Raw genomic sequence first — 25839 nt, forward strand, 5'->3', positions numbered from 1 at the left:
CCTTATTTATTCAATCCCATTTCTTCTCTTACTTCGATGAAGCATTTTACGATGAAATCAATATCTTCTTTTGTATGGCTTGCGCAAACCTGTGTACGGATTCTTGCTTTTCCCTTCGGTACTACCGGATAAGAGAATGCTACTACATAAACACCTTTTGCTCTCATACGTTCTGCAAATTCAGCTGCTGTTACTTCATCATATAACATAACCGGTACACATGGATGTGTTCCCATGATAATATCAAATCCGTTATCTACCAGTTTCTGACGATAGTAAGCTGTTGTTTCTTCCAGATGATCGCGAAGCTCTGTACTTTCTTCTAACATATTGAACATCTCAATACTTGCACCTGCAATTGCCGGAGCAAGAGAGTTAGAGAATAAGTACGGACGGCTTCTCTGACGGAGAAGATCAATGATTTCTTTACGTCCTGATGTGTATCCGCCTGATGCTCCACCAAGCGCTTTTCCTAAAGTACCTGTGATAATGTCAACACGTCCTTCAACACCACAATGTTCTGCTGTTCCACGTCCATGTGCTCCAACAAATCCAACTGCATGGCTGTCGTCAACCATAACAAGCGCATTGTATTTGTCTGCCAGATCACAAACACCTTTTAAGTTACAAATGATACCATCCATAGAGAACACACCATCTGTAGCGATTAATTTGACTCTTGCTCCGGCTTCATCAGCTTCTTTTAATTTTGCTTCCAGATCTTCCATGTTGTTGTTTTTGTAGCGGAAACGTTTTGCTTTACATAAACGAACACCATCGATGATAGAAGCATGGTTTAATTCATCACTGATAACAGCATCATCTGCTGTTAAGATTGTTTCAAATAATCCGCCGTTTGCATCGAAGCAGGAAGAATACAGGATTGTATCATCTGTTCCGAGGAAGCTTGAAATCTTTGCTTCCAGCTGTTTATGGATGTCCTGTGTACCACAGATGAAACGTACAGATGCAACTCCGTATCCTCTTTCATCATAAGTTCTCTTAGCAGCATCGATCAGTCTCTGATTGTCGCCAAGTCCAAGATAGTTATTTGCACACATATTAATAACTTCTCTTCCGTCTTCCAATTTTACTTTTGCGCTCTGCGGGGAAACAATCGGAGCTTCTCCTTTGAATAAACCTGCTGCTTTAATGTCTTCTACTTCTTTTGTGTAGATACTTAAAATGTCGTTTTTACGTGCCATTTCGAACTCAATCCTTTCTATCTTCTGCGTCTCTTATCTCTGTTCTTAAACTTCCTGAGACTGTTCTTCTAATTGATCAAGGTCTTCCCAGTTCAGAATTACTTTTCCTGACTGTCCGGAGATCATTGCGTTAAATCCTTCTTTGTAATCTTTGATATTCAGTCTGTGTGTGATGATACCGGAAATGTCAAGTCCTGCCTGAATCATTGTTGTCATCTTATACCATGTATCCCATACTTTACGTCCGTAAATACCGCGGATGTTCAGACCATTCCAGATAACTGTCTCCCAGTTGATCTGTGCATCCGGTCTCTGAAGTCCTAAAACTGCAATCTTTCCGCCGTGTTTCATGTTATCGATCATATCTCTGAAACCTGCTGCTGCTCCTGACATTTCCATTCCGACGTCAAAGCCTTCCTTCATACCGATCTCTGCCATAACATCTGTCAGTTTTTCATTTGCAAGGTTCACTGTTCTTGTTGCGCCAAGCTTCTTCGCAAGGTCAAGACGATACTGGTTGAAATCTGTGATAACAACATGTCTTGCGCCTGCAAACTTAGCAATTGCAGCTGCCATAATACCGATCGGACCGGCTCCTGTGATCAGGACGTCCTCTCCTAATACATCATAAGAAAGTGCTGTATGTGTTGCATTTCCGAACGGATCAAAAATTGCATACATTTCTTCCGGAATTTCAGGATTTGTCGGCCATACGTTAGATGCCGGGATCACAAGATATTCTGCAAATGCGCCATCGCGATTTACGCCAACACCTTTTGCATCTTTACAGTTCTCTTTGTGTCCTTCCAGACAGTTACGGCATTGTCCGCATACAATGTGTCCTTCACCAGATACGATATCGCCGATCTTAAAGCCCTGTACGCCAGATCCCATCTCTACGATCTCTCCAACATATTCATGTCCGGCTGTCTGTCCTACTGCAATTGTATGCTGTGCCCATTCATTCCACTGATAGATATGTACGTCTGTTCCGCAGATTGCTGTCTTATGGATCTTAATCTTCACATCATTTGTACCTACTTTCGGAACCGGTACTTTCTTTAATGCTAATCCCGGGGCTGCTTCAGCTTTTACAAGTGCCCACATTGTGTTCTGTTCGCTCATGATAATCTCTCCTGTTCTTATGAATTATCTATTGTTTCATTTGACTTCATCATAACTCATTCTACTGAAAATTTCAAGCATTTTCTTCTTTCTCACACGAACATTTTTATATAAATGTTTTTGTACTACGCACACGAACGGATGTCTGTCACAGAAAATCATATTTGACTTTCCAACAGAAAAATGCTATTCTGATGCTTGAGAATTTAATGTATTCAGGTGCTTATTCTGTCTCCGGACAGGAATAAGATAATAGGGAAATGAGTGCGAATCTCATACGGTCCCGCCGCTGTGACGCAGGAAGCTTTGCATTTGCCACTGGAGCTGTTTCTACATATTACCAAGAGACATTCCGGGAAGGCGCATTGCTGCAGATGCCGGTTCTATATTTATATGACAGAACTGCTGCATCCTACTGCCAAGTCAGAAGACCTGCCTGTATCTGCATGTGCATCGAATTGTTACGAGCGATAGCAATCCGGCGTTAAATGAAGTCTTTTGGGACTTCTGCTTTTTGTGTACCCGGATATTTTGTCCGGCTTTTTTCTTTTTTAATTATTCTGACTGACCGGCAAATCTTCCGCACACCCAGAGAGTATCTCCTAATACTATTTTAAGGAGGTTTCACTATGAAACAACGTATCAACAAACGCATGTTGCTGCTGTCCCTTCTTGCCTGCTCTCTTCTGGCAGCGCCGACAGCAAATGCCATGCACATCATGGAAGGATATCTCCCGGCAGGTTACTGTATTGCATGGGGTATCATCTGTCTTCCGGTTCTGTTCTTTGGATTTCGTTCCATTCAGAACTGTATTCACAATAACCGCCGTGCACTGACACTGCTTGCCATGTCCGGAGCATTTATCTTCGTGATCTCATCGCTGAAGATCCCGTCTCTGTCCGGAAGCTGTTCCCATATGACAGGAACCGGTCTCGGAGCAATTTTATTCGGTCCTTCCGCAGTCAGTATTCTTGGCCTGATCGTTCTTTTATTTCAGGCACTCCTTCTCGCCCACGGCGGACTGACTACACTTGGAGCAAATACATTCTCCATGGCCATCGCAGGACCATTTGTATCCTACGGCATTTTCCAGCTCTGCAAGAAAACAAAGCTCAATCACCGTGTGAGCATTTTCCTTGCGGCTTTTTTCGGAGATCTCTTTACTTACTGTATTACCAGTTTCCAGCTTGCCCTTGCATATCCGTCTGCCGAAGGCGGTATCATGACTTCTGCTGTGAAATTCCTCGGTGTGTTTGCTCCAACACAGCTGCCGCTTGCCGTTATCGAAGGAATTCTGACCGTAGTTGTTATGATCGGACTGGAAACTTATGCCAAACCTGAGCTTCGCGCTCTTGGTTTCCTGAAAGGAGGAACTTCTCATGTCAAAAACAACTAAAAAAGTACTGTTGCTTCTTTCCCTTGTCATTGTCATCGCAGTGCTTCCGCTTATTCTTAACAGAAATGCAGAATTTGGCGGTTCAGACGATGCCGGAAGTGTTATGGTAGAAGAAATCAACGGTTCTTCTTATGAACCGTGGTTCACGCCTGTTCTGGAGTCCATGCTTGGCGGAGAACTCCCTGGTGAGATTGAAAGCCTGATTTTCTGCCTGCAGACAGGAATCGGCGTAGGTGTTTTTGCTTTCTTCATGGGAAGATTCGTAGAGCGCAGGAAATGGATGCGGGATGATGATTGATACGCTATGCTATTACTCTCATCTGCGAAATGTCAATACATCGTTAAAGCTTTTTGCTTCTGTCATAAGCCTTATCCTTTGTATTGTCAGCCGCTCTGTACTGATTGCAATGATAACTTTTTCCGCAGCCACAGTGCTTACTGTGGTTTGCGGAAAAATCAGCCTTTGCAAGTATTTAAAGCTGCTTCGCATCCCGCTTGTGTTTCTTTTTATCGGAACATTAACCATCATTGTTAATGTCTCTCCCACGCCAATGGATGCTTTTGCCATTTCCATCGGTTCATTTTATCTGACGGGTTCTGTGACAGATATTTTCTTTTGCCTCCGGCTGATCTGCACTGCTTTTGCCAGCGTCAGCTGCCTTTACTTTCTTGCTCTTAGCACCCCTGTCACAGATTTGGTACTGGCACTTCGCCGATTCCATATTCCACAGTTACTGATTGAACTGATGATTTTAATCTACCGCTTTATCTTCTTGCTGCAAGAGATTGCACATCAGATTTCTGTCTCCCAAAAATCCCGACTTGGAAACTGTAATTACCGGACTTCTATCCGCTCCTTCGGGGCATTGCTCTCAGCGCTTTTTATTCGCAGTGTACGCCAATCCGGTATTCTGTTTGATGCGCTGGAAGCTAGGGGATATCACGGCGAGATACAGGTACTGGAAGAAGTGGTTCCTCCCCATCGCCATGAAATCTTTCTTTTTATCATATTTGAACTGTCCCTCATCCTGCTATGGATGCTGGAAGTATTGTTATGGAGGTAACGATTTATGCTGTATAAGGTATCTGAAACTTCAGCGGAAAAAGAGCAGAAACAAAATGATTGCCTCATTCGGGCAGAGCATTTATTCTATTCGTATGACGATGGCAAAAGCTGCTCTCTCAATGATGTTTCATTGGAAATCCACTCCGGCCGGAAGATTGCCTTTCTTGGAGCCAATGGCGCCGGAAAATCTACGTTCTTTCTCTGTCTGAACGGAATTTTAAAACCAACAAAAGGGCAGCTGTTTTTCCGTAGCACGCCCTACTCCTATAAACAGAAAGATTTACTGAAGCTTCGTCAAAAAGTGGGGATCGTATTTCAAAACCCGGATGACCAGCTCTTTTCTGCCAGTGTTTGTCAGGAAATCTCCTTCGGACTATTTAATCTCGGATTAACTGCCGCAGAAGTACAAACACTTGTAAATCAAATCATTGATTATATGGGGCTTCGCTCCTGTTGTCACAAACCGGTTCATATATTAAGCGGAGGTCAGAAAAAGCAAGTATCCATCGCAGATATTCTTGTTATGAAACCGGAACTCATCATTCTTGATGAGCCTGTTTCTTCTCTTGATCCAAAACATACCGATCTTGTAAATGATTTGATTGACCAAATGACTCTGGACGGTATGACTGTACTACAATCCACTCATGATGTGGACTATGCGCTTCGCTGGGCAGATGAAGTCATCCTTTTTCACGAGGATGTATCCTGGCACACACAGATCCTGTTACACTTTTCTGCAACGAAGCGCTGCTTACAAAAGCAAATTTGAAACAACCCGATTGTCTGAAATTGTTTTTCAGCCTTTGCCGCAAAAAAATCCTGTCAGATACGCTTCCGGTCCCGCGTACTTTACAGACATTGGAACATTATCTGGAACAAACGATAGAAAGGAATGAAACTGAATGAAAACAGAACAAAAGAAAGCATTACTCGTTGTCAGCTTTGGAACAAGTTACGCCGATACTCGAAAAAAGAATATTGAACATGTAGAATCCGTCCTCAAAAATGCATTTCCTGATCGCTGTTTCTATCATGCTTACACAAGCCAGATGATTCTTGATAAGCTTCGGAACAGAGATCATATTTTCATTCCCAATGTAAACGAAGCAATGGAACAAATGCATTCCGACGGTATTACGGATGTTCTTGTACAGCCGACTCATATTATGAACGGCATTGAAAATGATATGATGCGAGAAACAATTTTAAGCTTTTCTTCGCAGTTTCAGAAACTTCAGATTGGCGCTCCTCTCCTGAACACAACACAAGATCAGTTTGCAGTAATCCAGGCAATGACAAAAGAACTCCCTCAGCTATCGGAAACAGAAGCAATTGTTCTAATGGGACACGGCACGACACACTATGCCAACAGCATTTATGCCGCTCTTGACTATGCCTTTAAGCAAAGTGGTTTTCCCCATATTCATGTAGGCACTGTGGAAGCATATCCTGGTCTTTGGGAAATCATTTCTGCTTTGAAAGCCAATCACACTTCCCACGTCTATCTTGCTCCCTTTATGCTTGTGGCAGGAGACCATGCCACCAATGATCTGGCCGGCGAAGAGGAAGATTCCTGGAAAAGTATTTTAGAAACAAATGGATTTACAACAGAATGTATTTTAAAAGGTCTCGGAGAATATGAAGGGATCTGTGAACTTTATACACAACATGCAAAAGCGGCCGGACATTAGTCCCGGCCGCCTGCCATATACAAAAGCGCGTTCACAATCGCAGCAGCAATATTACTGCCGCCCTTTCTTCCCTTTGCTACAATATACGGAACCGGCGCTTCCATAATTAGTTCTTTCGCCGCCACCACATTAACAAATCCAACCGGTACTCCTATCACAAGCGCCGGAGTAATCTTTCCTTCCCGGATCAACTCATCGAGACGCACAAGCGCTGTCGGTGCATTTCCAACTGCGATTACAACTGCACGTCCGGAATTGTTTGCAAACTGTGCTGCCTTATCCATGCTTGCTACAGCTCTGGTAGTCTTGTTTTCCTTTGCAAGCGCTGCCACATCTTCATCCGCCATAAAGCAGCTGACCGTACAATTCATTTTCTGCAATGCTCTTTTATTTACACCGGATTTCCCCATGTTCGTATCTGTTATAAAATCTACACCATCCTGAACAATCTTCTCAATAATCTGCTGTACTGCTCCTTCTGAGAATGCCAGACTGTCTGCATACTCAAAGTCAGCGCTTGTATGAATGCATCTCTTAATAATCGGTTCTTCCCATGGAGAAAAAGCACGTTCACCCAGCTCTTCACTAATCATCTCAAAACTTCGTTTTTCAATTTCTTCCGGAAGTACCTGCTCCAATTGTTCCTTCATATGCTTCCCCCTGTTCCAACATTTCATAAATCGCTTTCATATCCAAATGCCGACGCATCTGTGCAGCAAGTTTCGTATACTGTTCTTCCTTATATTTCTTAAAATCCTGCACGCCCAATGTCTCTACGGCAATCCCTCTTGCTCTTGCCAGTTCTCCAAGAAGCGCTCCTGCCGTTTCTTCCCGGTCAAACACACCGTGAACATAGGTCCCCATAATCTGTTCTTTACAAACTCCCAGGAGCGTTCCTGTTTCCCGGTTTTTCCACATTGACACAACTTCTTCTTCATCTTCCAGCAATACCGACTGTCCCATATGAATTTCATATCCTTCAAACGGTTTCCCGGATAATCCCTCATATGGACCGAATAACTTCGGAAAACAATCCAGCACTCTGGTTCGTGATTTCTCTGCAGAAAATGCTGTACTGATCGGAAGCAGCTCCATTCCCCGCATAGTCTTTAAAGCTGTCTCTTCTTCCTGCTCATGCTCCGCTGATTCGCAGCCAATCTCATCCGTAATCTCCATACCGAGCATCTGAAATCCTCCACAGATTCCGAACAGAAATGTTCCTCTGGAAACTGCCTTTTTTACTGCTGTTTCTATCCCGGACTCCCGCATCCATTTCAAGTCACGAATCGTATTTTTACTGCCCGGCAAAATAATCAATGCCGGATTCCCAAGTTCCTCCGCTCTTCCGATATAACGAACAGATACTCCATTCAGATGCTCCAACGGAGCTAAATCCGTATAGTTAGAAATTCTTGGAAAACGGACCACTGCAATATCAATCTCTTTCGCTCCCCGCTGTCCTTCCAGGCGCTCCGAGAGGCTGTCTTCTTCCTCAATGTCTACATCCATATAAGGAATTGTCCCAATCACTCGCTTATGCGTCTTTTCTTCCAGCATCTCAATGCCCGGATCAAGAATGGACTTGTCTCCGCGAAACTTATTAATAATCAGTCCTTTGATCAGCTGCCTCTCTTCTTCTTCCAAAAGCTCTACCGTTCCGTAAAGCTGGGCAAACACCCCGCCTCGGTCAATATCTCCTGCCAAAATTACCGGTGCATGGAGAAGCTTTGCCAGGCCCATATTAACAATATCATTTTCTTTTAAGTTAATTTCTGCCGGACTTCCGGCTCCTTCAACTACAATAATATCATACATTTTGTCAAGCATTTCAAATGCACGCAGCACTTCCGGTATGAGTTCCTTCTTATAAGCAAAGTAATCTCTTGCTTTCATATTTCCGATTACTTCTCCATTGACGATAACTTGAGAACCCACATCATTTGTCGGCTTTAAAAGAATTGGATTCATATACACGCTCGGTTCAATCCCTGCTGCCTCTGCCTGTACCGCCTGCGCCCGGCCCATTTCCAGGCCATCCGATGTCACATAGGAATTCAGCGCCATATTCTGCGATTTGAACGGCGCTGCCCGATATCCATCTTCCCGGAAGATTCTAAGAAGTCCGGCTGTCAGAAGACTTTTTCCCGCTCCCGACATCGTCCCCTGAATCATAATTACTCTCGCCATGTTTTCTTTGTCCCCTCTGTTACCATATAGGCATGAAGCACTTTCAATAGCTGCGTGTTAAATTTTCGTTTTTTTAGGCCAATCCGGTAATAGCCTTCTCTCATTCCGCGGAAGCTTCCTGCATCCCGAATCAGAATCCCTTTCTCCATACAGACTTCCTGAAGCCCTTGCGGTCCGCGAAACAAAATGAAATTGGTCTTAGATGGAATCACTTCAAATCCAATCTTCTCCAGCTGATCTTCCATCCATTCTCTTTCATTATAGATAAACGTTTTTGTTTCTTTTAAATACTCAATTTCTTTCATAGCCGCCACGCCGGCATACTGTGCCGGAACGGATACGTTCCACGGCGGCATTGCAAGACGGATTTTCTCCATCAGTCTGTATCTTCTGACACTGCATAACCGAGGCGAAGTCCCGGCATGGCAAATGTTTTTGTAAACGCCCTTAAAATTACAAGATGTCGGAAGCCTTTATGATTCCACATATAAGAATGATCCGCTTCTTTTTTCACAAAACTCATAAAGCATTCGTCAATCATAAAGGTAATGGACTTTCTTTCGCAAAGCTCGATCATTTCCCGCAGCAGTCCGCGCTTCACAAGTTTTCCCGTTGGATTGTTTGGATTGCACAAAAACAGCATATCAAATTCATTCTCTTCCAGATAGTCAAGAATTTCCCGCTTCAGTTCAAATCCTTCTTCTTCTTTCGTCATAAAATATTCATACTTGCACCCCTCGGTTTCAAGGGCACGCTCATATTCAATAAACGTCGGTCCAATGATCAATGCCCTTCGAGGCCGTTTCACATGTACAAGCGTATAGATCAGTTCCGTTGCCCCATTCCCAAGTGCCACTTCACTTCCTGTTATTCCAAAATATTCTCTAATAGACTTTCGCAAAGCAGTATAATGAATATCCGGATAATGCTCTGCCATTTCTACCCCTCGGAACGCCTCTTTGCGGACTTTCTCCGGCAATCCAAAGGGGTTTACACTAATCGAAAAGTCCAGATTTACCGATTTATCATAAATGTTTCCGCCATGTAATTCCATTCTAATCTCCTTTCTATCTCACTGTTTTTCTTATTTCGTCACTTTCTATCCCATCAGCAGCAAATATTTTATTCCTGTCATCAAAATCATTCCGAGAAAGGACGTCATATATAACAATTGATCTGCTCTTACAATATCTTCCATTTCCACCGGTCGAAGTGCGTCCCCGATTGTTGGTTTCTCTACAAGCTTTCCAAAATACCAGGCGTTTCCTGCCAACTGTACCCGAAGTGCACCTGCCATGACTGCTTCCGTCTGTGCCGCATTAGGCTTTTATGGTTTCTCCTATCACGCCAATACACTTTCACAGCCTGTTTTCCATCATATCGGCAAATGACTGAGGCAAGCAGCATCAATCCTGCACTGAGTCTGGCCGGAAGATAATTTACCAGATCGTCAAGTCTGGCCGCACAAGTTCCGAAATTCCGATAAGTATCGTTCTTATATCCAATCATAGAATCCATTGTATTTACTGCTTTATAAAAAAATCCGAGAACGCCTCCTCCAATAGCCATATAAAACATTGGTGCAATAATCCCGTCAGAAGTATTTTCTGCCACAGTCTCCACTGCTGCTTTCACAACGCCTTCTTCTGTAAGAGCTGCCGTATCTCTTCCGACAATCATAGAAACGGCTTCCCGTCCTGCCTGAAGTCCATTCTGCTTCAGCGCCCGATAAACCTTCATACTCTCATCCTTCAGTGATTTTGTCGCTAAAAGCTGATAACAAAACAAAGATTCCACTAAAATTCCAAAGGCAGGATGAATCCGTCCCGCTCCGTACAACAATAGGGCCGGAATTCCAACAGAAACTGTCAAAACAATGCACACCAAAATTTCTCCAGCTATTCGTTCACTTTTTTCATTCTTTGGAAATATTTTTCTTAATATTTTTTCTGTTTTCGTAATAATATATCCGATTCCCTGTACCGGATGCCACCAGCTATGCGGATCTCCCAGAATCAGATCAAGAATATATCCGATGATCAGGGCAATCCATGACTGCTTCATCATATCTTCCTTCCTGCCATTTCTTTTCGTCTATCCGGAGCCGGAATCCGTCTCCATTTCCCACACTCCATTTATAGTAGTTATCCTGTTCTTTCATCAGCACATTCATCAGCGCCAGAATGGTTCCTCCATGTACCGTACATGCCGCCTTTTTATAACCCTGTTTTACACAATCTGCGATTACCCGGGAGAGCCCTTTTACAGAGCGTTCTGCAAATTCGGAAATGCTTTCTCCTCCCGGAAATCCATTCCTTCCATTTTCATTTAAAAAGAGTTCATATTCCGGATTACCGGACAACTCCCCATGATTCTTTCCTTCCAGAATTCCAAAATCACATTCTGCCAGTTCTTCAATCACAACCGGCTGCTCCTCCCCATATGCCATACAGGCTGTCTGTCTGCATCGTATCATGGGACTCGTATATACCGCCTCTACTTCTTCATAGGTGCGCTCTTCCAGCATTTCCAAGCCTTCCTGACAGACCGGTTCATCCGTTCTCTTTCCTGAAAAGCGTTTTTCCTGATTGCCTTTCGTCTTTCCATGACGAACTAATATGATTTCTATCATATTTCTCTCTCCTTTTATACTCTAAGCAAGATAAGAACAGTAATCATCAACAGGCTGCTCATCTCTGCCATACATACATAATATCCTGCCAGATCTCCCGTAGTTCCGCCGAACTCTTTTATCGCCATCCGGTAATAATATAAAAACATTCCGCTGCAGCTGATCATAACGCCGATCCCGTAAATTTGACAAACGCCAACACAAAATCCGGCTCCTGCCAAAAGCACCAAAATCATCGTCCATTTTACAATTTGCTTCTGAGCTGCCGTAGAAAATAAATGCAAAAGACCACTGTCCTTCGCTTTTGGAAAGGTTACAACTGCCAGTCCGCTAAAGGCTCTTGCCAGGATGAATCCGCTCCCCACTGCGATGACCGCTTTTGATAATGCTTCCGAACTTCGCGCTGTCCGCATGGAAAGCAGTCCTTCCCAACAGCCATAGACAAGAATTGCCCCAATTACACATGCAGTTACTGCAAATGCTCCCACATGACTGTCTTTTAGGATTTCCAGTTTTTTCTCACGATCTCCGTAAGATCCTCTCGCATCGGATGTATCAAGATATCCGTCCAAATGGATCCCTCCAATCAAAAAATACGGAATCACAGTAAATACTGCCGCTCCAAACCCTGATGGAATCTCCAGTAAACAGCATAATTTCCACCAGCCCAACACTGCCGCAGCAGGCAGTATTCCGACCAGTGGAAAAAAACACATACTATATTTCATATTTTCTTCATTCCATTTGACATGGGGTACATAAATCCTGGAATACATGCCAAACGCAATGCATAAACTTCTTAATAATCTCATGCAATCACCCTAGTGATTATAGCACTTCCCTCAAGCCTTTGGCAACCTCTTTCTCCTCTCAAAAACGCTGCTTTCTTCTTGTTTTTCAATAATTATGATTCTCGTGCCCATCCAAACGAACAACGCACTGCCTTCTTCCAGCCACCTAAACATTTTTTCCGTTTTTCTTCTTCCATCTGCGGAGAAAAGATTTTAGAAATACTCCAGTTTTTCTTCACTTCCTCCTGGTCTGCCCAGTATCCTGCTGCAAGTCCTGCCAAATATGCCGCTCCCATTGCGGTCGTTTCCACACATTTCGGACGTTTCACAGGCGCTCCGAGCATATCCGCCTGAAACTGCATAAGAAAATCATTGGCGCAGGCACCGCCATCCACCTGAAGGGCAGAAAGTGCAATACCGGAATCTTCTTCCATTGCCCGCAATACATCGTGTGTCTGATAAGCAAGCGACTCCAATGTGGCACGCACTACATGATTTTTATTCACGCCTCTCGTCAATCCTACCAAAACACCTCTTGCATACTGATCCCAGTAAGGCGCACCAAGACCTGTAAAAGCCGGCACAAGATAACACCCATTCGTGTCATCCACTCTCGCCGCAATTTCTTCTGATTCTGCCGCTGATTCCACAAGATGCATCTCGTCTCTAAGCCACTGCACTGCAGCTCCCGCCACAAACACAGAACCTTCCAGCGCATATGTTACCTTTCCGTCAATGCCCCATGCAATCGTTGTTACAAGACCATTTCTTGAAAACACCGGCGTTTCTCCGGTATTCATAAGAAGAAATGCCCCTGTACCGTATGTATTTTTCGCTTCTCCCGGCGTGAAACAAGTCTGCCCAAACAATGCCGCCTGCTGATCTCCGGCTGCCCCTCCGATCGGAATCTCGCCTCCAAAAAATGACCGGTCTGTTCTTCCATAAATCTGACTGGACGGAACCGGTTTTGGAAGCATTGACGCCGGAATCTGAAGCTTTTCAAGAATTTCCTCATCCCATTCCAATGTCTGAATATTAAACAGCATCGTTCGGGAGGCATTGCTATAATCTGTCACATGAACTCTGCCCTTCGTAAGACGCCAGATCAGCCACGTCTCTACCGTTCCAAATAGCAGCTCTCCTCGCTCTGCACGCTCCCTCGCTCCTGGCACATGGTCTAAAATCCATTTCAGTTTCGTACCTGAAAAATAGGCATCAATAATCAGACCTGTTTTTTCCCGAAACCATTCTTCCAGTCCTTCTTCTTTTAGCATATCACAATACTCTGAAGTTCTTCTGCACTGCCACACAATCGCATGATATACCGGCTCTCCCGTATTTTTATCCCAAACAATCGTTGTTTCTCTCTGATTTGTAATTCCGATTGCCGCAATCTGTTCTGCCGATACGCCAATCTTCTGCATCGCTTCTACTGCAACGCCAAGCTGCGTAGACCAGATTTCATTTGCATCATGCTCTACCCAGCCCGGTTTTGGAAAATACTGCGTAAATTCTTTTTGTGCCACACTGCACATTTCACCTTTTTGATTAAATAAAATACACCGGTTGCTTGTCGTTCCCGCATCCAATGCCATAATATACGTTTCCATTTTACACAACCCTCCGCTTTCCAATATTTTTTCCATATTTCGGGTACTGCTGCTTATCTATTTGATCTTTACCGGAATTCCGTACACAACTTCGATCACCGTATCTGCTTCCTTTGCCAGATGCTGATTCACGATTCCAAATATCTTGCGATATCTTTTTGTTTCTTCAAACATCGTTGGCTCCGAAAACAGCTCGTTGGTAACGATCACCATATGTTCTGTCTGATCTCTGAGATGTTTAATGCCTCGAAGAATATATTCGGCAAGTTCTTCCTCCGACGCATCCTTTTTTTCCGCATGTTCATCATACATTTCATTGGCGATCAGATTGGACATGCACTCCAGAAGAAGACCTTTGGCTGTTTTTTCACATGACGGCAGAAGTAATTTATGCAGCCCCATTCCCTGTTCTATTGTCACAAATTGTTTTCCTGCTCTCATCTGGCGATGCCGCTGAATCCGCTCCTTCATTTCTTCATCCAGAAACTGCATCGTTGCCAGATAAATCTTTTCTCCCGGACAAAGCTCCTGCAGAAATGCTTCCGCAAATCTGGATTTGCCGCTTCCGCTTCCTCCTGTAATTACTGCAAACATTCCGATCTGCCTCCCAGTTCTTCGTACGCCTCTATCTCCACCTCTGCAAAAGTTTCCATTCCTTCATATACAGACATTGCCAGATCAAGAAGCGGTATGAGCGATACAGCTCCCGTTCCCTCTCCAAGACTCATTTGACAATCCAGAAACGGATGTTGTTCCAGCTCTTCCAGAATTCCTTTCATTCCCGGTTCTTTTGACTGATGGGAGGAAAGCATATACCCTTTTACTTCCGGACAGAGTCTCGCCGCCACAAGAGCCGCTGCCGCAGAAATGTATCCATCAATGATGACCGGAAGATTCAAAGCTGCTCCCCCAAGAAACACTCCTGTCATTCCCGCAATATCCAGTCCGCCAACCTTTGCAAGCACATCCAGCGGATCTTCGGCATTTGGAGCATTTCTTTCAATTGCTGTTTTGATTGCGCGGTATTTACGTTTCAGTCCTTCATCAGAAAGTCCTGCTCCCCGCCCGGTTACCGTCTCCGGCTCCTTCCCAAGAAGAACTGCTGTCACTGCACTGCTTGTAGTTGTATTGCCAATTCCCATTTCTCCCGTCAGCAGAATTTCATAGCCTCTTTCTGCACATTCTTCTGCCAGGCAGATTCCGGTTTCGATCGCGCGCACAGTCTCTTCCCGCGTCATAGCCGAACCTTTTACCATATTTTTTGTTCCTCGCGCGATCTTCTCCTGACGAATTACCGTATCTTCTTTCACACCGATATCTACCGGAATGACATCCACTCCCGCTGTTTTCGCCATCAGGCAGACACTTGTCATCCCTCTTGCAAAATTATTCGCTACAATTGTCGTCACACTGCTGTCAGTCTGTGTCACGCCTTCTTCCACAACACCATTATCCGCACACATGACAATCAAAGCGCGCTTATGAATTGAAAACTTCTCCGTCCGTCGGATATCACCGATCTGTATAAGCATATCTTCCAGACGGCCAAGACCATGAAGCGGTTTGGCAAGCGCATTTAGATGTTCCTGAACCCGTTTTCCAGCCTCAGCATCCACAGGAAAAATCTGCTCCAGACATTCTTCCAATCTCATTTATTTTCCCTGCACTTTCTTTTTGTATTTTTTACATTGCTTCATAAACTTTTTTGTTGCGTCAATATTAGAGTAAAAATATAGATGGGGAAATCCTGCGTAAAATGCCGGGCCGCCATAACCACATTCCCACTCGCGCTCACTTTTTGGTTTTTTTGCAAGAAAAGCCGTTCCATTTTCAGAGCTGTCCATATAGTGAAACTCATGTCCTTTCATCTTCATCCCTTTTCCACCAAACAGCTCCTGATCATTTGCCGAAAGCTCCACATAACCAAATCGTCCCAGTTTCCCTGTATAGTGACTCTCACCCGGAAGATATCCTACCATAGAATAGGATTCTCCATCCGGTGTCTCAAGCATTTCCTGGAGATACAAAAATCCTCCACACTCTGCAATACACGGCAGTCCTTCTTCCAACGCATCATAGATAGATGCTTTCATATAAATATTTTCACTGAGTTCCTTCGCATACAGCTCCGGATAGCCGCCTCCAAGCAGGAGTCCCTGAATATTATCCGGCAGTCGCTCTCCCCGCATTGGAGAAAAATACACCAGTTCTGCACCAAGCAGCTCTAATAATTTCAGATTGTCTTTATAATAGAAAGAAAACGCCTCATCCTTCGCAACTGCGATTCGAATCTTCGCCAAAGAAAAGAGTACATAATGCATACTGCTCTTACACTCCAGCACAGGAGCCTTTTCTGCAATCTCAAGAATGGCATCGATATCCAGCGTTTCCTCACACTGCATACTGATTCGTTCAATCTTCTCTTCTATCTCACTTAGTTCATCCGGCTCTATCAACCCAAGATGCCTGCTCTCAAAGACGGCATCTTCCATCATTGGCAAATAACCGCATACGCGAATTGGCAATTCTTTCTCTACAAGCGCTTTCAGCCTCGGATACATCGCAGGCGAAATGCGGTTAAAAATAACACCCTTTACATAACTTGGTTTCCGATAAGTCATAAATCCTCTCAGAAGCGCACAGAGCGATACGCTGCTTCCCCGTCCATCTACAACAAGGATGACCGGAGTTTTTGTTACTCTGGCTAAATCATAGGAACTTGCTTCTGTGCTGGTTCCTGCAATTCCGTCGTAATATCCCATTACGCCCTCAATCACAGCCAGATCCGACGCTTTTGCCTCATCTGCCAGCAACTGTTTCGTCAGATCTTCTCCGGTAAAATAAGTATCAAGATTTTTGGACGGCATCTGTAATACTTTTTCGTGAAACATGGGATCAATATAATCCGGGCCGCATTTGAATGCACTGACCCGATAGTTTTTCTTCAAATTATTTAAAAGGCCGCAGGTTACAAGCGTCTTTCCGCTTCCGCTTGACGGCGCCGCAATCATAATGCGCGGTATCTCATAGCGCATATGTCTTCCTCCTTTGTTCTTTAGCAGTCTTTCTGTTCTTCTTCAATCATTTTTCTCTGCAGTGTTATCACAAATACCGGGTTCATTCCCATCAGTAAATGATAACTGCCCGCCTTTTTTGTCCTTGCAGATTGAATCTGCGCAAATTCTGCCGCAATCTCCGGATGTGCTTTTCCATAAACAGACACATCAGCCAGTGTCTCCACAGTAATTGCATTCACAACAATCCGGGCAAATGGATTCTTTCTCCACACATAATCCAGAATTGCTCCCAGATTTCCTCCTGTACCGCCTATAAATACATGGGATGGCGCAGGAAGGTCTTGAAGTGCCTCCGGCGCACTGCCTTCCACGATCTTTAAATTGGATACTGCAAACTTTCTTCGATTCTCCTCAATCAATCTGCATCCTTCCGGATTTCGTTCAATGGCATACACCATTCCCTCTTCCGCAAGAAGCGCTGCTTCGATCGCAACAGATCCGGTGCCTGCTCCAACATCATAGACGATCGCTTCCTTTGTAAGCGAAAGACTGGACAGTGATACACTCCTGATTTCTTGTTTTGTCATCGGAACTTTCCCCCGCACAAACATATCATCCGGAAATCCATAACCTCTCCTGAACTTTTTCCTGATCAGATCCGGCAATTCCAAATACAGCACTGCCAACGATATTTTATCCAATTGGGGTGGATACTTCGCAGTTCCTTCTACAATCATTTCATCTTCATAGGAGAGACGATTTCCAATAATGACTCTTGTATCTCCCCACTCAAAGAAACACAATTCTTTACAAATATCATTAATACTTTCTTTTCCCTCTGTTAAAAGGAATACTTTTCCGGAGTGCTTCAATTGCGCTGCCACATTACAGCTGCGTCCATGTACACTCCCCACCTTTGCTTCTCCCAGATCAACTCCAAGCCTGGCGGCTAAATAAACAATCGAGGAAATTCCCGGAATCACACGAACTTCCCAGCCATCTTTCTGTTCAAAAAACTGTCTAATCCGCTTTGCACCGCTATAAAAGCTTACATCTCCGGATAAAAGTACTGCTGTCTGTACCGGTGTTGTTATTTCTGCTACATGGTTCCATATCTGCTCCGGCGTATATGCTTCTACTTTTTGTGATACACATTCCTTCGCAAGCTCCAGCATTCTGCGGGCGCCAAAAATCATTTCTGATGCTTTCAACGCATTTTGTCCGGCTTCCGTCATATATTGTTCGGCTCCCGGTCCAATCCCGATCAGTGTTATGCTGTTTCTATCCTGTTTCTCTCTGCCGTTCGAAGATGCAGCCTGTGAAATCGGTTGCAAATGCAGCTGCTCTGAGATCCATCGGCAGGCATCCTCCCACAACATCCCTTCTGTCTCTGCCGGACGTCCGATTACGATTAATTCTGCTCCGGCTTTTTGGCAGGCACTGACTTTTTCCGGATACCCACCCGTCTTTCCGGATTCTTTTGTCACGAAATAGGATGCCTTTGTCTGCCGAAGCATAGCCAGATTCAATTCTTCTGAAAAAGGTCCCTGCATCGCTATCAGATGCTCTCCCTGAAATCCCAGTTCGAAAGCTTCCTTTACCGCCTGATGCGTCGAGAGGATTCTGGCGTAACATCTTTTTTCATAATTGGGAATCGAAGTATAGCGTGCCAATTCTTTACTTCCTGTGGCAATGAAAATATTTCCCTCTGTTTTTCCAAGATACTCTGCTGCCTCCTGGACAGACGCTGCAAAACGTATCGGAACGGAGTTCTCTTGTTTCGGCTCTGTTACAGATTCTCTCAGCACACGCAAATAGGCTGTGTTGGAAGCTGCACAGGCTCTTTTTATATTCGCTGTCACTTCTGTCGCGTATGGATGTGTTGCATCGATTACCCAATCCTGAGACTGTTTTGCAGGAATTCTTTCATTTTTTCTTCACTCATTCTCCCGGAGTAAACTTTAATTCGTTGATTTTTATTGTTATTCGCAATTTTTTCGTCATGATTATGTCCTTCTACCAGTTCTTCCACTAATTCTTTTCCATAATCAGTTGCTGTACAGACAAGAAGCTCTACTTCTTTTTCTTCCATCCACCTGACAATCCGACGTCCTTCTGTTGTCCCTGCAAATAGTACGATTCTACTCATTGCGATATCCTCTTGGGGTAACCATATGTCCATTGATCTGCTTTGTCTGACTATTTCCAATAAAAACGGTCGTAAACATATCTGTCTGTATTTCTTTCAATTCCTGAAGACTGCAGATCTGATAGGATTCTCCTTCTCTGCCAATATTTCTCACAATCCCGCAGACCGTCTCTTTCGCTTTACAGGTTAACAGGATTTCACACGCCTTCTTCAGATAATCACTGCGCTTTCTGCTGGATGGATTATAGAGACAGATTCCCAAATCTGCCTTTCCTGCATGCAGAATCCTTTTTTCAATCAATTCCCACGGCGTCATCAGATCACTCAGGCTGATCAAAGCGAAATCATGGATCAAAGGTGCTCCAAGAACAGCGGCACCGGAAAGAGCTGCTGTCACTCCGGGAATCACCTCCACCACAACAGACGGGTGTTCTTCCTGCATGCCTAAGATTAACCCTGCCATTCCGTATACCCCTGCATCTCCGCTGCAGATCATTGCCGTTGTATGTCCGGCTTCCGCCTCAGAAAATGCCATTTCACAGCGCTCAATCTCCTGTTTCATCGGTGTGGTCAGAAATTTTTTATCTGCAAAATGCTGACGTACCAGATCCACATAGACCGTATAACCGATGATCACGTCACACTGTTCTAATACCTTTGCCGCCCGGATCGTCATATCTTCATAAGCGCCCGGACCAATCCCTACTACATATAATTTATTCAAACCGAATACTCCCTTTCTTTCTCGCAGCTGCGAAAGTGATTCCGCAATACTTTTGTTTCTTAATTTCTGCCGTTCTTACCTGCGCTCCGAGAATGGCTGCCCGCTCACAGACATTTCCCACTCCCGCAATGTTCTGAACAAACTCAGATTCTTTGCTGACTTCTGTGACCTGACTAAGTTCTTCTGCTGAAAACGTCAAAAAAGGTACTTGCCAGAGCGCCGCTAATTCCAGAATTCCCTGCTCCTTTGCTTTCAAATCAATGCTGGCGATCATCCCAATCTCCGCAATGGAAAAGATACCAGACTGTTCTGCAGTTTTAGCTGCAGCAAGAAGTGCTTCTGCTGTCATTCCTTTGCGGCAGCCAATTCCAAGCACAAGATCCCTCGGCAAAAGCTGCAATACACTGCAGGAATCCCATGATTTTTTCTTCCGCTCTGCACTGATTTCAATTCCATAAGAAAATACTTTTAGTTCTTCCCGGTCTTCCACCCGGACAAGCCCCTTTGGAAGCTTCCCTTCGATCGGTTTCTCCGAATAAAATCCAATCTTACCGCCGTGAAGCAGTTCCGCAGTCACTTCTTTTGCAAGTGACAAATCCATTATTTTCAAACCATTTTTCTTAGCAAAGAGGTCCACCGCGAATTGCTGTTCCACATCTGTCGCTGTTGTAATGACCGGAACCGCACCGACAGCCTCTGCCAGAAATGCCGCAAGCTCATTGGCACCACCCAGATGCCCGGACACAAGTGAAATAGAATACGTTCCGCACTCATCCAGTACAACCACTGCCGGATCGGTTCGCTTATCTTTCAGAAACGGTGCGATCATCCGCACCGCAATCCCCGTTGCAGAAACAAAAATCATTCTTTCATAATCATTCCAATTCTTTGCAAGCCATTTTGACAACGGTTCTTTGCAAATAACCATTCCACTCTCTGCGTCTTTCTGCTGAAGCATGGAGCCTTCCAAAACCCGTTCTGCCAGTTTTTCTGTGATCCAAAGTTCGATTGCACCTTCTGACCGCTCCTGCTCTCTTTGTTTCGAAAGCTTGTCCTTTATCTTCCCTGCCAGTTCACAGCCCTTTGCGGTAAACGCAAAAATAACTGTTCCCCTCTGCACATATCTCATCTGGACGCCTCCCGGAATTCTGTGGCAAAGGTAGGATCATACAGTTTTGATCTCTCATAAGTCTGACATCCAATGACATTGCCGACAAGAATCAACGCGGTCTTCGTAATTCCTTCCCGTTTTGCGGTCTCTTCCAGTGTTCCCACTGTACAGATAAATTTCTTTTCTTCCGGCCATGTTGCCTTATATACGATAGCTGCCGGCGTCTCTGCTTCATACCCACCGGCAATCAGTTCTTCTGACAACTGTTTCAACATTCCTGTACTTAAGAAAATGACCATCGTAGCCTGATGCGCCGCAAATGCTCTAATACTTTCCCGCTCCGGCACTGGTGTACGCCCTGCCATCCTTGTAATCACTACACTCTGAGAAATCTCAGGCAATGTATATTCCAGATCAAGCGCTGATGCCGCCCCGCAAAAAGAGCTGACTCCCGGACAGGATTCATAGGCAATCCCCTGCTCTGTCAGAATATCCATCTGTTCTCTGATTGCACCATAAAGACAAGGATCTCCTGTATGAAGCCGCACGGTCATCTGTCCCGCCTTTTCTGCTCTGACCATGACTGCAATGACTTCTTCCAATGTCATTTTGGCGCTGTTGTAAATAGCGCAAGACTCTTTTCTCTCTTTTAGAAGCTCAGGATTTACAAGCGAACCTGCATAGATAATCACATCTGCCTGCTGAAGCAAACGCTGTCCACGTACGGTAATCAAATCTTCTGCACCACTTCCGGCTCCAACAAAATAAATCATCTACATGCCCTCCTTTTCCTTTGCAATAACAAGGGAATAATATCCTGCTTCATCCGGAAATTGTTCAACCGAGTTATAAATCTGTTCTCCCGGCATCCCGCATCGTTCAATCATCTTCCCGTCAAGATCCGCTTTCTGCATAGCTGCTTTTACTTTTCCAAGCGCTTTTCCGCTTTTCATAAACACTTTCGTTCCCGGCAGATCCATTCCTTCCTCAACCTGATACGTTGCCGGAATTACATGAAGCATCTGTGCTCCCTCTACAAGTCCTTCATTTAACTTTGCTGACACTGCTAAAAATGAAGGAATTCCACTAACGATTTCTGTCCGATATCCCTGTTTTGACAATTGTTTGTGAACATAAATATAAGTAGAATAAATACATGGATCTCCTAATGTCAAAAAAACGCAGTTACAGCCTGCTTCCAAATATCCGGCTGTCGTTGCCACTGCCTCATCATGGCTTTTGCGAAGCAGTTCCTGATTCTTTGTCATCGGCATATGGATTCCTACTAATTTCTTCCCGCAGATTTCCGGTACTGCCTGCACTGCAATCTGATAAGCGACTGTTTCCTCTGGCACTTTCCCCGGCACAAATACAATGTCGCACTCGCGGATCAGCCGTACCGCCTTTAACGTCATCAGTTCCGGATCTCCCGGACCAACTCCTACCCCAAATAGTTTTCCTGTCTGATTCATTCTCGTCCTCGATTCTTTCTATTGCTTTTACTGTTCTACAAGTTCTTTAGAAGCTTTCTGAAGTAATGCATCTGCATTCTTCGTCATTCCCAACATTCCTGACTGATTGGAAAATATAACTGCACCGCATTTCATCTCCCCTGCACGATTCTGTAAATAAAATTGAATCCGATCTAACAGCGCTTCCAGAAACTTATTTCTTTCCTCATCTTTCATTAATGACAGCATTTCGTCTGTTGTTCCGCAGTCTAATGCTGCTCGCGCCATTTGTGCCGGCAGACCTGCTCTGAGCATTGCACTTGCTGCCACTTCCATTCTTGCGTCTCCATATCTGGAATGTGTATTCATAATCCCTGCTGCCACTTTGATAAATTTCCCGATATGGGCTGCAAATACAAGTCCTTTTGCCCCGGAGTCAACTGCCATATCAATGGTTTCTCCGACATAGTTGCTGCACTTTACAGCAATTTCAGCAGGAATCCCATAAGTTTCTTTCAGGAAATCAAGCCCATAATTTCCCGGAGCCGCAATCAGCCACGCTCTTCCTTCTGCCCGTTTTACATTGATTTCTACCTGTATCGTATCAATCAGCGCTTTCTCGCTCATCGGCTCCACAATTCCTGTTGTCCCAAGAACCGAAATTCCTCCCTCAATTCCAAGCCTGGGATTAAATGTCTTTGCTGCCAGTTTCACACCGTCCGGAATGGAAATAATGATTTGAAGTCCTCCCGGCATTCCACTTGCTTCCAGCACTTCCTCTGCCGTCTGGCAGATCATCTTCCGCGGAATGCGGTTGATCGCTGCAGCTCCTACCGGCTGATCAAGCCCTGGCTTTGTTACACGCCCGACGCCAACACCACCATCCAGAAGAATCCCTTCTGTTTCTGTCCGGCTCACGCTTGCATAGACATATACGCCGTTCGTCACATCCGGATCGTCTCCACTGTATTTTTTGACAGCACAGCTCACCAAATCCGGTTCTGTTTCCCACAATTCCGGCTGAAGCGTTATGCATTGTCCACCCGGAAGCTTTACGGTAACCTTCTCTTCTTTCCTGCCTGTCAAAAGACAGACCGCTGCCGCCTTCGCCGCCGCCTGTGCACATGTTCCGGTCGTATATCCTGATAATCCTTTTCTTTGCTCTGCCATCCGCATTTCCTCGTCTTTCTCTATACTATGATATCTTAACCATTCTGAAAGCATCTGTCAATTCTGGCAGAACCCTTTTCCCGGATGTTTTTATAAAAAATCTATCTTCCTTTCCCGGATCAGCGCTTTCATTTCGCCTTATAGATTTTATCTATATTATATGCTTTTTATAGTTTATTTCTATTTCCATTCTATTGTCATAGATTATATAATTAATTTAATTGAACTTGTCTTCAAACAATTCAATTACAGCACTTTCTATATTTTAAGGAGGAAACATATGAAAAAGAAACTAATCAGTGCATTGCTCTGTGTATCTATGACTGCCGGTATGCTGGCAGGCTGCGGAAATAGTGATGCAAAAAAAGAAAACAAAGGAAGCAGCGACAAAGACGGTAAAACAACACTTACCATGTGGTGTCCACCGCTTGATGACGACACAAAAGGAAACTTTGATAAGCTTCTGGCTGATTTTAAGAAAGAAAAAAATGTCGATTTAGAAATCGAGCTGATTCCGTGGGAAAACTATCAGGAAAAATGGTCTACCGGTATCAGCAACGGCGAGTGCCCGGATATCGGATATATGTATGCAGAGATGTATCCAACATACATTTCTTCCGGTGTTGTTATGGATATGACAGATCTTCTGACAGAAGAAGACCGCAAGGAATTCAAATATCTTGACCGCGGAGAAATGATGGGCGGACAATACGGTATGCCAATCGTAACCGGTGTTCCGTTTGTTCTTTATTATAATGAAGATATTCTCAACGAACTCGGCGAGACACCTCCGGAAACCTGGGAAGATTTTAAACGCATCTGTGAAAAAGCAACAAAAGATACTGACGGAGACGGCAATATCGACCAGTACGGTTATGCAGTTGGTCTGAACAACGGCGGTATGAGCAACCTTTATATCCTGAACTCCTACTTCTACAGCCTCTTATGGCAGGCCGGCGGAGACATCTATAATGATGATCTTAAAACAGTAAAATTTAACAATGAAGCCGGTGTCGAAGCACTCGAATTCTTCAAGAGCCTGAAAGATTATATGCCTGAAAATACACTTTCTCTCCCTGCTGAAGACGCTTTCTCTACAATCTTTGGCGCTGGAAAAGCTGCATTTGGCGTAACAAGATCTTCTGCTCAGCAGGAAACATTATTTGCAGAGACTTATCCGGATCTGAACTGGAACTATGTTACTTCTCTGAAAAATAAAGATTACGGTACATTTGGCGCTGCCGACTCTTTATCTATTATGTCTACCTGTGAAGAACCTGAACTTGCTATGGAACTCATCAGATACATCTGTGGTTCTGAATTTATGACAGAATACCATAAAATTGCTCCGGGTGCAGCTCTGACTGTTTCTGAAGAATATGTAGGTGATCCAAAAATGGAACGCATCGTAACAGAAGACGTTGACAAATGGCGTCCGCTCCAGGTAGGTCCTTGCGGAAGTGAAATTCTGGAAAACCTTGCTGCCCACATCCAGTCCGTCATGGAAGGAAAACAGGACGTAAAAGAAGCACTTGATGAATCTGCGGAATTTGCAGATGATACACTGGCTGAGTATTGGGCCGAAAATGAAGAATAAACAGGTGCATCCTATGAAGAAAAAGAAATCCGGTTTTTTATCTAAGTTAGCTCCATATGCTTATATTACACCGATTTCATTGATTCTCTTTACCTTTGTCTTCTGCTCTCTCATAGTTGCTGTCATCTTTAGTTTCACAAGATACAACATCCTCATTCCGGCAGAATTCAATGGACTATTCAATTACGAGAAACTTTTGCGTGACAAAAAACTTCATCTTGCAATTATGAATACATTAAAGATCGCAGTTATGACCGTACCGCTTCAAGTACTGCTCTCCACGCTTCTTGCAGCATTGATCGCTTCCATGAAAAATTCGATCATTGCAAAGATCGCAAAAGCAGCGCTGTTTATTCCGGTTCTGTCTTCCAGCGCCGTTGTCGGCACAATCTGGAAAGCGATCCTGAACAGCCGTACTCCGGCTGTTCAGGCTGTGTTCGGCATTTTTGGCATTGATCCTTCTATGCTGCTCGGAAGCAGTAAGGCGGCAATTGTCACACTATCAATGATAATCGTCTGGAAAAGTCTCGGCTATTATATGATCATTGCCCTTTCCTCCCTCATGTCCATTTCCGACACTTACTATGAGGCAGCGAAAGTGGATGGCGCAAATACCCGCCAGCTCTTTACGAAGATCACACTTCCAATGATGAAGCCAACCATTATCCTGAATACGTTCCTTGCACTTGTAAGCTCTATGCAAACATTCGATCTTGCCTATACTATGACCGGCGGCGGACCATCTATGTCCACCACAACACTTGTAATGTACGCATACCAGCTCACTTTCAAGAGTGCAAAAGCAGGTTATGCCATGACTGTTTCCAATGTCTTAATGTTAATCGTATTGTGTATCGTTCTGGTGCAGCAGCGTTATATGCGCCGCGATGCATCAGAGATTTAAGGAGGTTTG

Annotated in this window: 26 protein-coding genes, 1 pseudogene and 1 riboswitch; of the genes and pseudogenes, 7 read left to right on the forward strand and 20 right to left on the reverse strand. The window is 44.3% G+C overall.

Annotated elements, in window-relative coordinates; all coding sequences use genetic code 11:
• Positions 1–2 precede the first annotated feature (2 nt).
• Positions 3–1205 carry a glycine C-acetyltransferase gene (locus DWX73_RS02775; RefSeq protein ID WP_118346703.1) on the reverse strand — a complete coding sequence of 401 codons (1203 nt, stop codon included), beginning with the start codon at positions 1203–1205 and terminating at the stop codon, positions 3–5.
• Between the two features lie 45 nt (positions 1206–1250).
• Positions 1251–2330 carry an L-threonine 3-dehydrogenase gene (tdh, locus tag DWX73_RS02780; protein ID WP_118346705.1) on the reverse strand — a complete coding sequence of 360 codons (1080 nt, stop codon included), beginning with the start codon at positions 2328–2330 and terminating at the stop codon, positions 1251–1253.
• A gap of 200 nt (positions 2331–2530) precedes the next feature.
• Positions 2531–2784: riboswitch (cobalamin riboswitch) on the forward strand.
• 199 nt (positions 2785–2983) lie between these two features.
• Between tdh and DWX73_RS02785 the strand changes: the two genes are divergently transcribed.
• The 5 genes from DWX73_RS02785 (at position 2984) to DWX73_RS02805 (ending at position 6487) form a co-directional block, all read left to right on the forward strand.
• Positions 2984–3727: an energy-coupling factor ABC transporter permease gene (locus DWX73_RS02785; RefSeq protein ID WP_334294647.1), complete on the forward strand. Its 744-nt coding sequence runs from the start codon at positions 2984–2986 to the stop codon at positions 3725–3727.
• Positions 3711–4025, forward strand: a complete 315-nt coding sequence (locus tag DWX73_RS02790; protein ID WP_118346709.1) for an energy-coupling factor ABC transporter substrate-binding protein — start codon at positions 3711–3713, stop codon at positions 4023–4025. Before DWX73_RS02785 ends, DWX73_RS02790 begins: the two co-directional genes overlap by 17 nt.
• Complete coding sequence (gene cbiQ / locus DWX73_RS02795; protein ID WP_118346711.1) at positions 4015–4791, forward strand: cobalt ECF transporter T component CbiQ; 777 nt, start codon at positions 4015–4017, stop codon at positions 4789–4791. The genes DWX73_RS02790 and cbiQ overlap by 11 nt, the downstream gene beginning before the upstream one ends.
• 6 nt (positions 4792–4797) lie before the next feature.
• Positions 4798–5565, forward strand: coding sequence for an energy-coupling factor ABC transporter ATP-binding protein (locus DWX73_RS02800; protein ID WP_242996565.1), 768 nt, complete (start codon positions 4798–4800; stop codon positions 5563–5565).
• A gap of 133 nt (positions 5566–5698) precedes the next feature.
• Positions 5699–6487 carry a sirohydrochlorin cobaltochelatase gene (locus DWX73_RS02805; protein WP_118346713.1) on the forward strand — a complete coding sequence of 263 codons (789 nt, stop codon included), beginning with the start codon at positions 5699–5701 and terminating at the stop codon, positions 6485–6487.
• On the opposite strand, the gene DWX73_RS02810 is transcribed toward DWX73_RS02805, so the two are convergent.
• From DWX73_RS02810 to cbiD, 18 genes and pseudogenes are all read right to left on the reverse strand, one after another.
• Positions 6484–7137, reverse strand: coding sequence for a precorrin-8X methylmutase (locus tag DWX73_RS02810; RefSeq protein ID WP_118346715.1), 654 nt, complete (start codon positions 7135–7137; stop codon positions 6484–6486). The genes DWX73_RS02805 and DWX73_RS02810 overlap by 4 nt on opposite strands.
• A complete protein-coding gene (locus tag DWX73_RS02815) occupies positions 7097–8674 on the reverse strand; it encodes a cobyric acid synthase (RefSeq protein ID WP_118346717.1) in 1578 nt (525 codons plus the stop codon). The genes DWX73_RS02810 and DWX73_RS02815 overlap by 41 nt, the downstream gene beginning before the upstream one ends.
• Entirely contained in the window at positions 8662–9051 is a 390-nt protein-coding gene (locus tag DWX73_RS14250) for an aminotransferase class I/II-fold pyridoxal phosphate-dependent enzyme (RefSeq protein ID WP_118346719.1), read from the reverse strand. The genes DWX73_RS02815 and DWX73_RS14250 overlap by 13 nt, the downstream gene beginning before the upstream one ends.
• Positions 9051–9728: a pyridoxal phosphate-dependent aminotransferase gene (locus tag DWX73_RS14255; RefSeq protein ID WP_118346721.1), complete on the reverse strand. Its 678-nt coding sequence runs from the start codon at positions 9726–9728 to the stop codon at positions 9051–9053. The genes DWX73_RS14250 and DWX73_RS14255 overlap by 1 nt, the downstream gene beginning before the upstream one ends.
• A 45-nt stretch (positions 9729–9773) precedes the next feature.
• Positions 9774–10741, reverse strand: a pseudogene (gene cbiB / locus DWX73_RS02830) (adenosylcobinamide-phosphate synthase CbiB).
• A complete protein-coding gene (locus tag DWX73_RS02835; RefSeq protein ID WP_118346723.1) occupies positions 10695–11306 on the reverse strand; it encodes a histidine phosphatase family protein in 612 nt (203 codons plus the stop codon). The pseudogene cbiB and the gene DWX73_RS02835 overlap by 47 nt, the downstream one beginning before the upstream one ends.
• Positions 11307–11320: 14 nt before the next feature.
• Positions 11321–12118: an adenosylcobinamide-GDP ribazoletransferase gene (locus DWX73_RS02840; protein WP_118346725.1), complete on the reverse strand. Its 798-nt coding sequence runs from the start codon at positions 12116–12118 to the stop codon at positions 11321–11323.
• 92 nt (positions 12119–12210) lie between these two features.
• Complete coding sequence (gene glpK / locus DWX73_RS02845; protein WP_118346791.1) at positions 12211–13707, reverse strand: glycerol kinase GlpK; 1497 nt, start codon at positions 13705–13707, stop codon at positions 12211–12213.
• A gap of 57 nt (positions 13708–13764) precedes the next feature.
• Entirely contained in the window at positions 13765–14301 is a 537-nt protein-coding gene (locus DWX73_RS02850) for a bifunctional adenosylcobinamide kinase/adenosylcobinamide-phosphate guanylyltransferase (protein WP_118346727.1), read from the reverse strand.
• On the reverse strand, positions 14289–15359 hold the full coding sequence (gene cobT, locus DWX73_RS02855) for a nicotinate-nucleotide--dimethylbenzimidazole phosphoribosyltransferase (RefSeq protein ID WP_118346729.1): 1071 nt from the start codon (positions 15357–15359) through the stop codon (positions 14289–14291). The genes DWX73_RS02850 and cobT overlap by 13 nt, the downstream gene beginning before the upstream one ends.
• A complete protein-coding gene (locus tag DWX73_RS02860) occupies positions 15360–16742 on the reverse strand; it encodes a cobyrinate a,c-diamide synthase (RefSeq protein WP_118346731.1) in 1383 nt (460 codons plus the stop codon).
• A 20-nt stretch (positions 16743–16762) separates the two neighbouring features.
• On the reverse strand, positions 16763–18586 hold the full coding sequence (cbiE, locus tag DWX73_RS13820) for a precorrin-6y C5,15-methyltransferase (decarboxylating) subunit CbiE (RefSeq protein WP_242996566.1): 1824 nt from the start codon (positions 18584–18586) through the stop codon (positions 16763–16765).
• Positions 18587–18615: 29 nt separating this feature from the next.
• Positions 18616–18873 (reverse strand): precorrin-6A/cobalt-precorrin-6A reductase, encoded by a 258-nt coding sequence (locus DWX73_RS13825; RefSeq protein WP_242996568.1) that lies wholly within the window; start codon positions 18871–18873, stop codon positions 18616–18618.
• On the reverse strand, positions 18866–19597 hold the full coding sequence (gene cobJ / locus DWX73_RS02875) for a precorrin-3B C(17)-methyltransferase (RefSeq protein ID WP_118346733.1): 732 nt from the start codon (positions 19595–19597) through the stop codon (positions 18866–18868). The genes DWX73_RS13825 and cobJ overlap by 8 nt, the downstream gene beginning before the upstream one ends.
• Entirely contained in the window at positions 19590–20726 is a 1137-nt protein-coding gene (locus DWX73_RS02880) for a cobalt-precorrin 5A hydrolase (RefSeq protein WP_118346735.1), read from the reverse strand. The genes cobJ and DWX73_RS02880 overlap by 8 nt, the downstream gene beginning before the upstream one ends.
• Entirely contained in the window at positions 20723–21481 is a 759-nt protein-coding gene (gene cobM, locus DWX73_RS02885; RefSeq protein ID WP_118346737.1) for a precorrin-4 C(11)-methyltransferase, read from the reverse strand. The genes DWX73_RS02880 and cobM overlap by 4 nt, the downstream gene beginning before the upstream one ends.
• Positions 21482–22180 (reverse strand): precorrin-2 C(20)-methyltransferase, encoded by a 699-nt coding sequence (gene cobI / locus DWX73_RS02890; RefSeq protein ID WP_118346739.1) that lies wholly within the window; start codon positions 22178–22180, stop codon positions 21482–21484.
• 27 nt (positions 22181–22207) lie between these two features.
• The gene (cbiD, locus tag DWX73_RS02895) at positions 22208–23329 is read right to left on the reverse strand and encodes a cobalt-precorrin-5B (C(1))-methyltransferase CbiD (RefSeq protein ID WP_118346741.1); all 1122 of its coding nucleotides are present in this window, start codon (positions 23327–23329) and stop codon (positions 22208–22210) included.
• A gap of 280 nt (positions 23330–23609) precedes the next feature.
• On the opposite strand from cbiD, the gene DWX73_RS02900 reads away from it, so the two are divergent.
• Together DWX73_RS02900 and DWX73_RS02905 are read left to right on the forward strand one after the other, a co-directional pair.
• Positions 23610–24926: an ABC transporter substrate-binding protein gene (locus DWX73_RS02900; protein WP_118346743.1), complete on the forward strand. Its 1317-nt coding sequence runs from the start codon at positions 23610–23612 to the stop codon at positions 24924–24926.
• Between the two features lie 13 nt (positions 24927–24939).
• A complete protein-coding gene (locus tag DWX73_RS02905) occupies positions 24940–25830 on the forward strand; it encodes a carbohydrate ABC transporter permease (RefSeq protein ID WP_118346793.1) in 891 nt (296 codons plus the stop codon).
• The last annotated feature ends 9 nt before the right edge of the window (positions 25831–25839 follow it).

This window comes from Coprococcus sp. AF21-14LB, from assembly GCF_003458885.1.
Lineage (GTDB): Bacteria > Bacillota > Clostridia > Lachnospirales > Lachnospiraceae > UBA9414.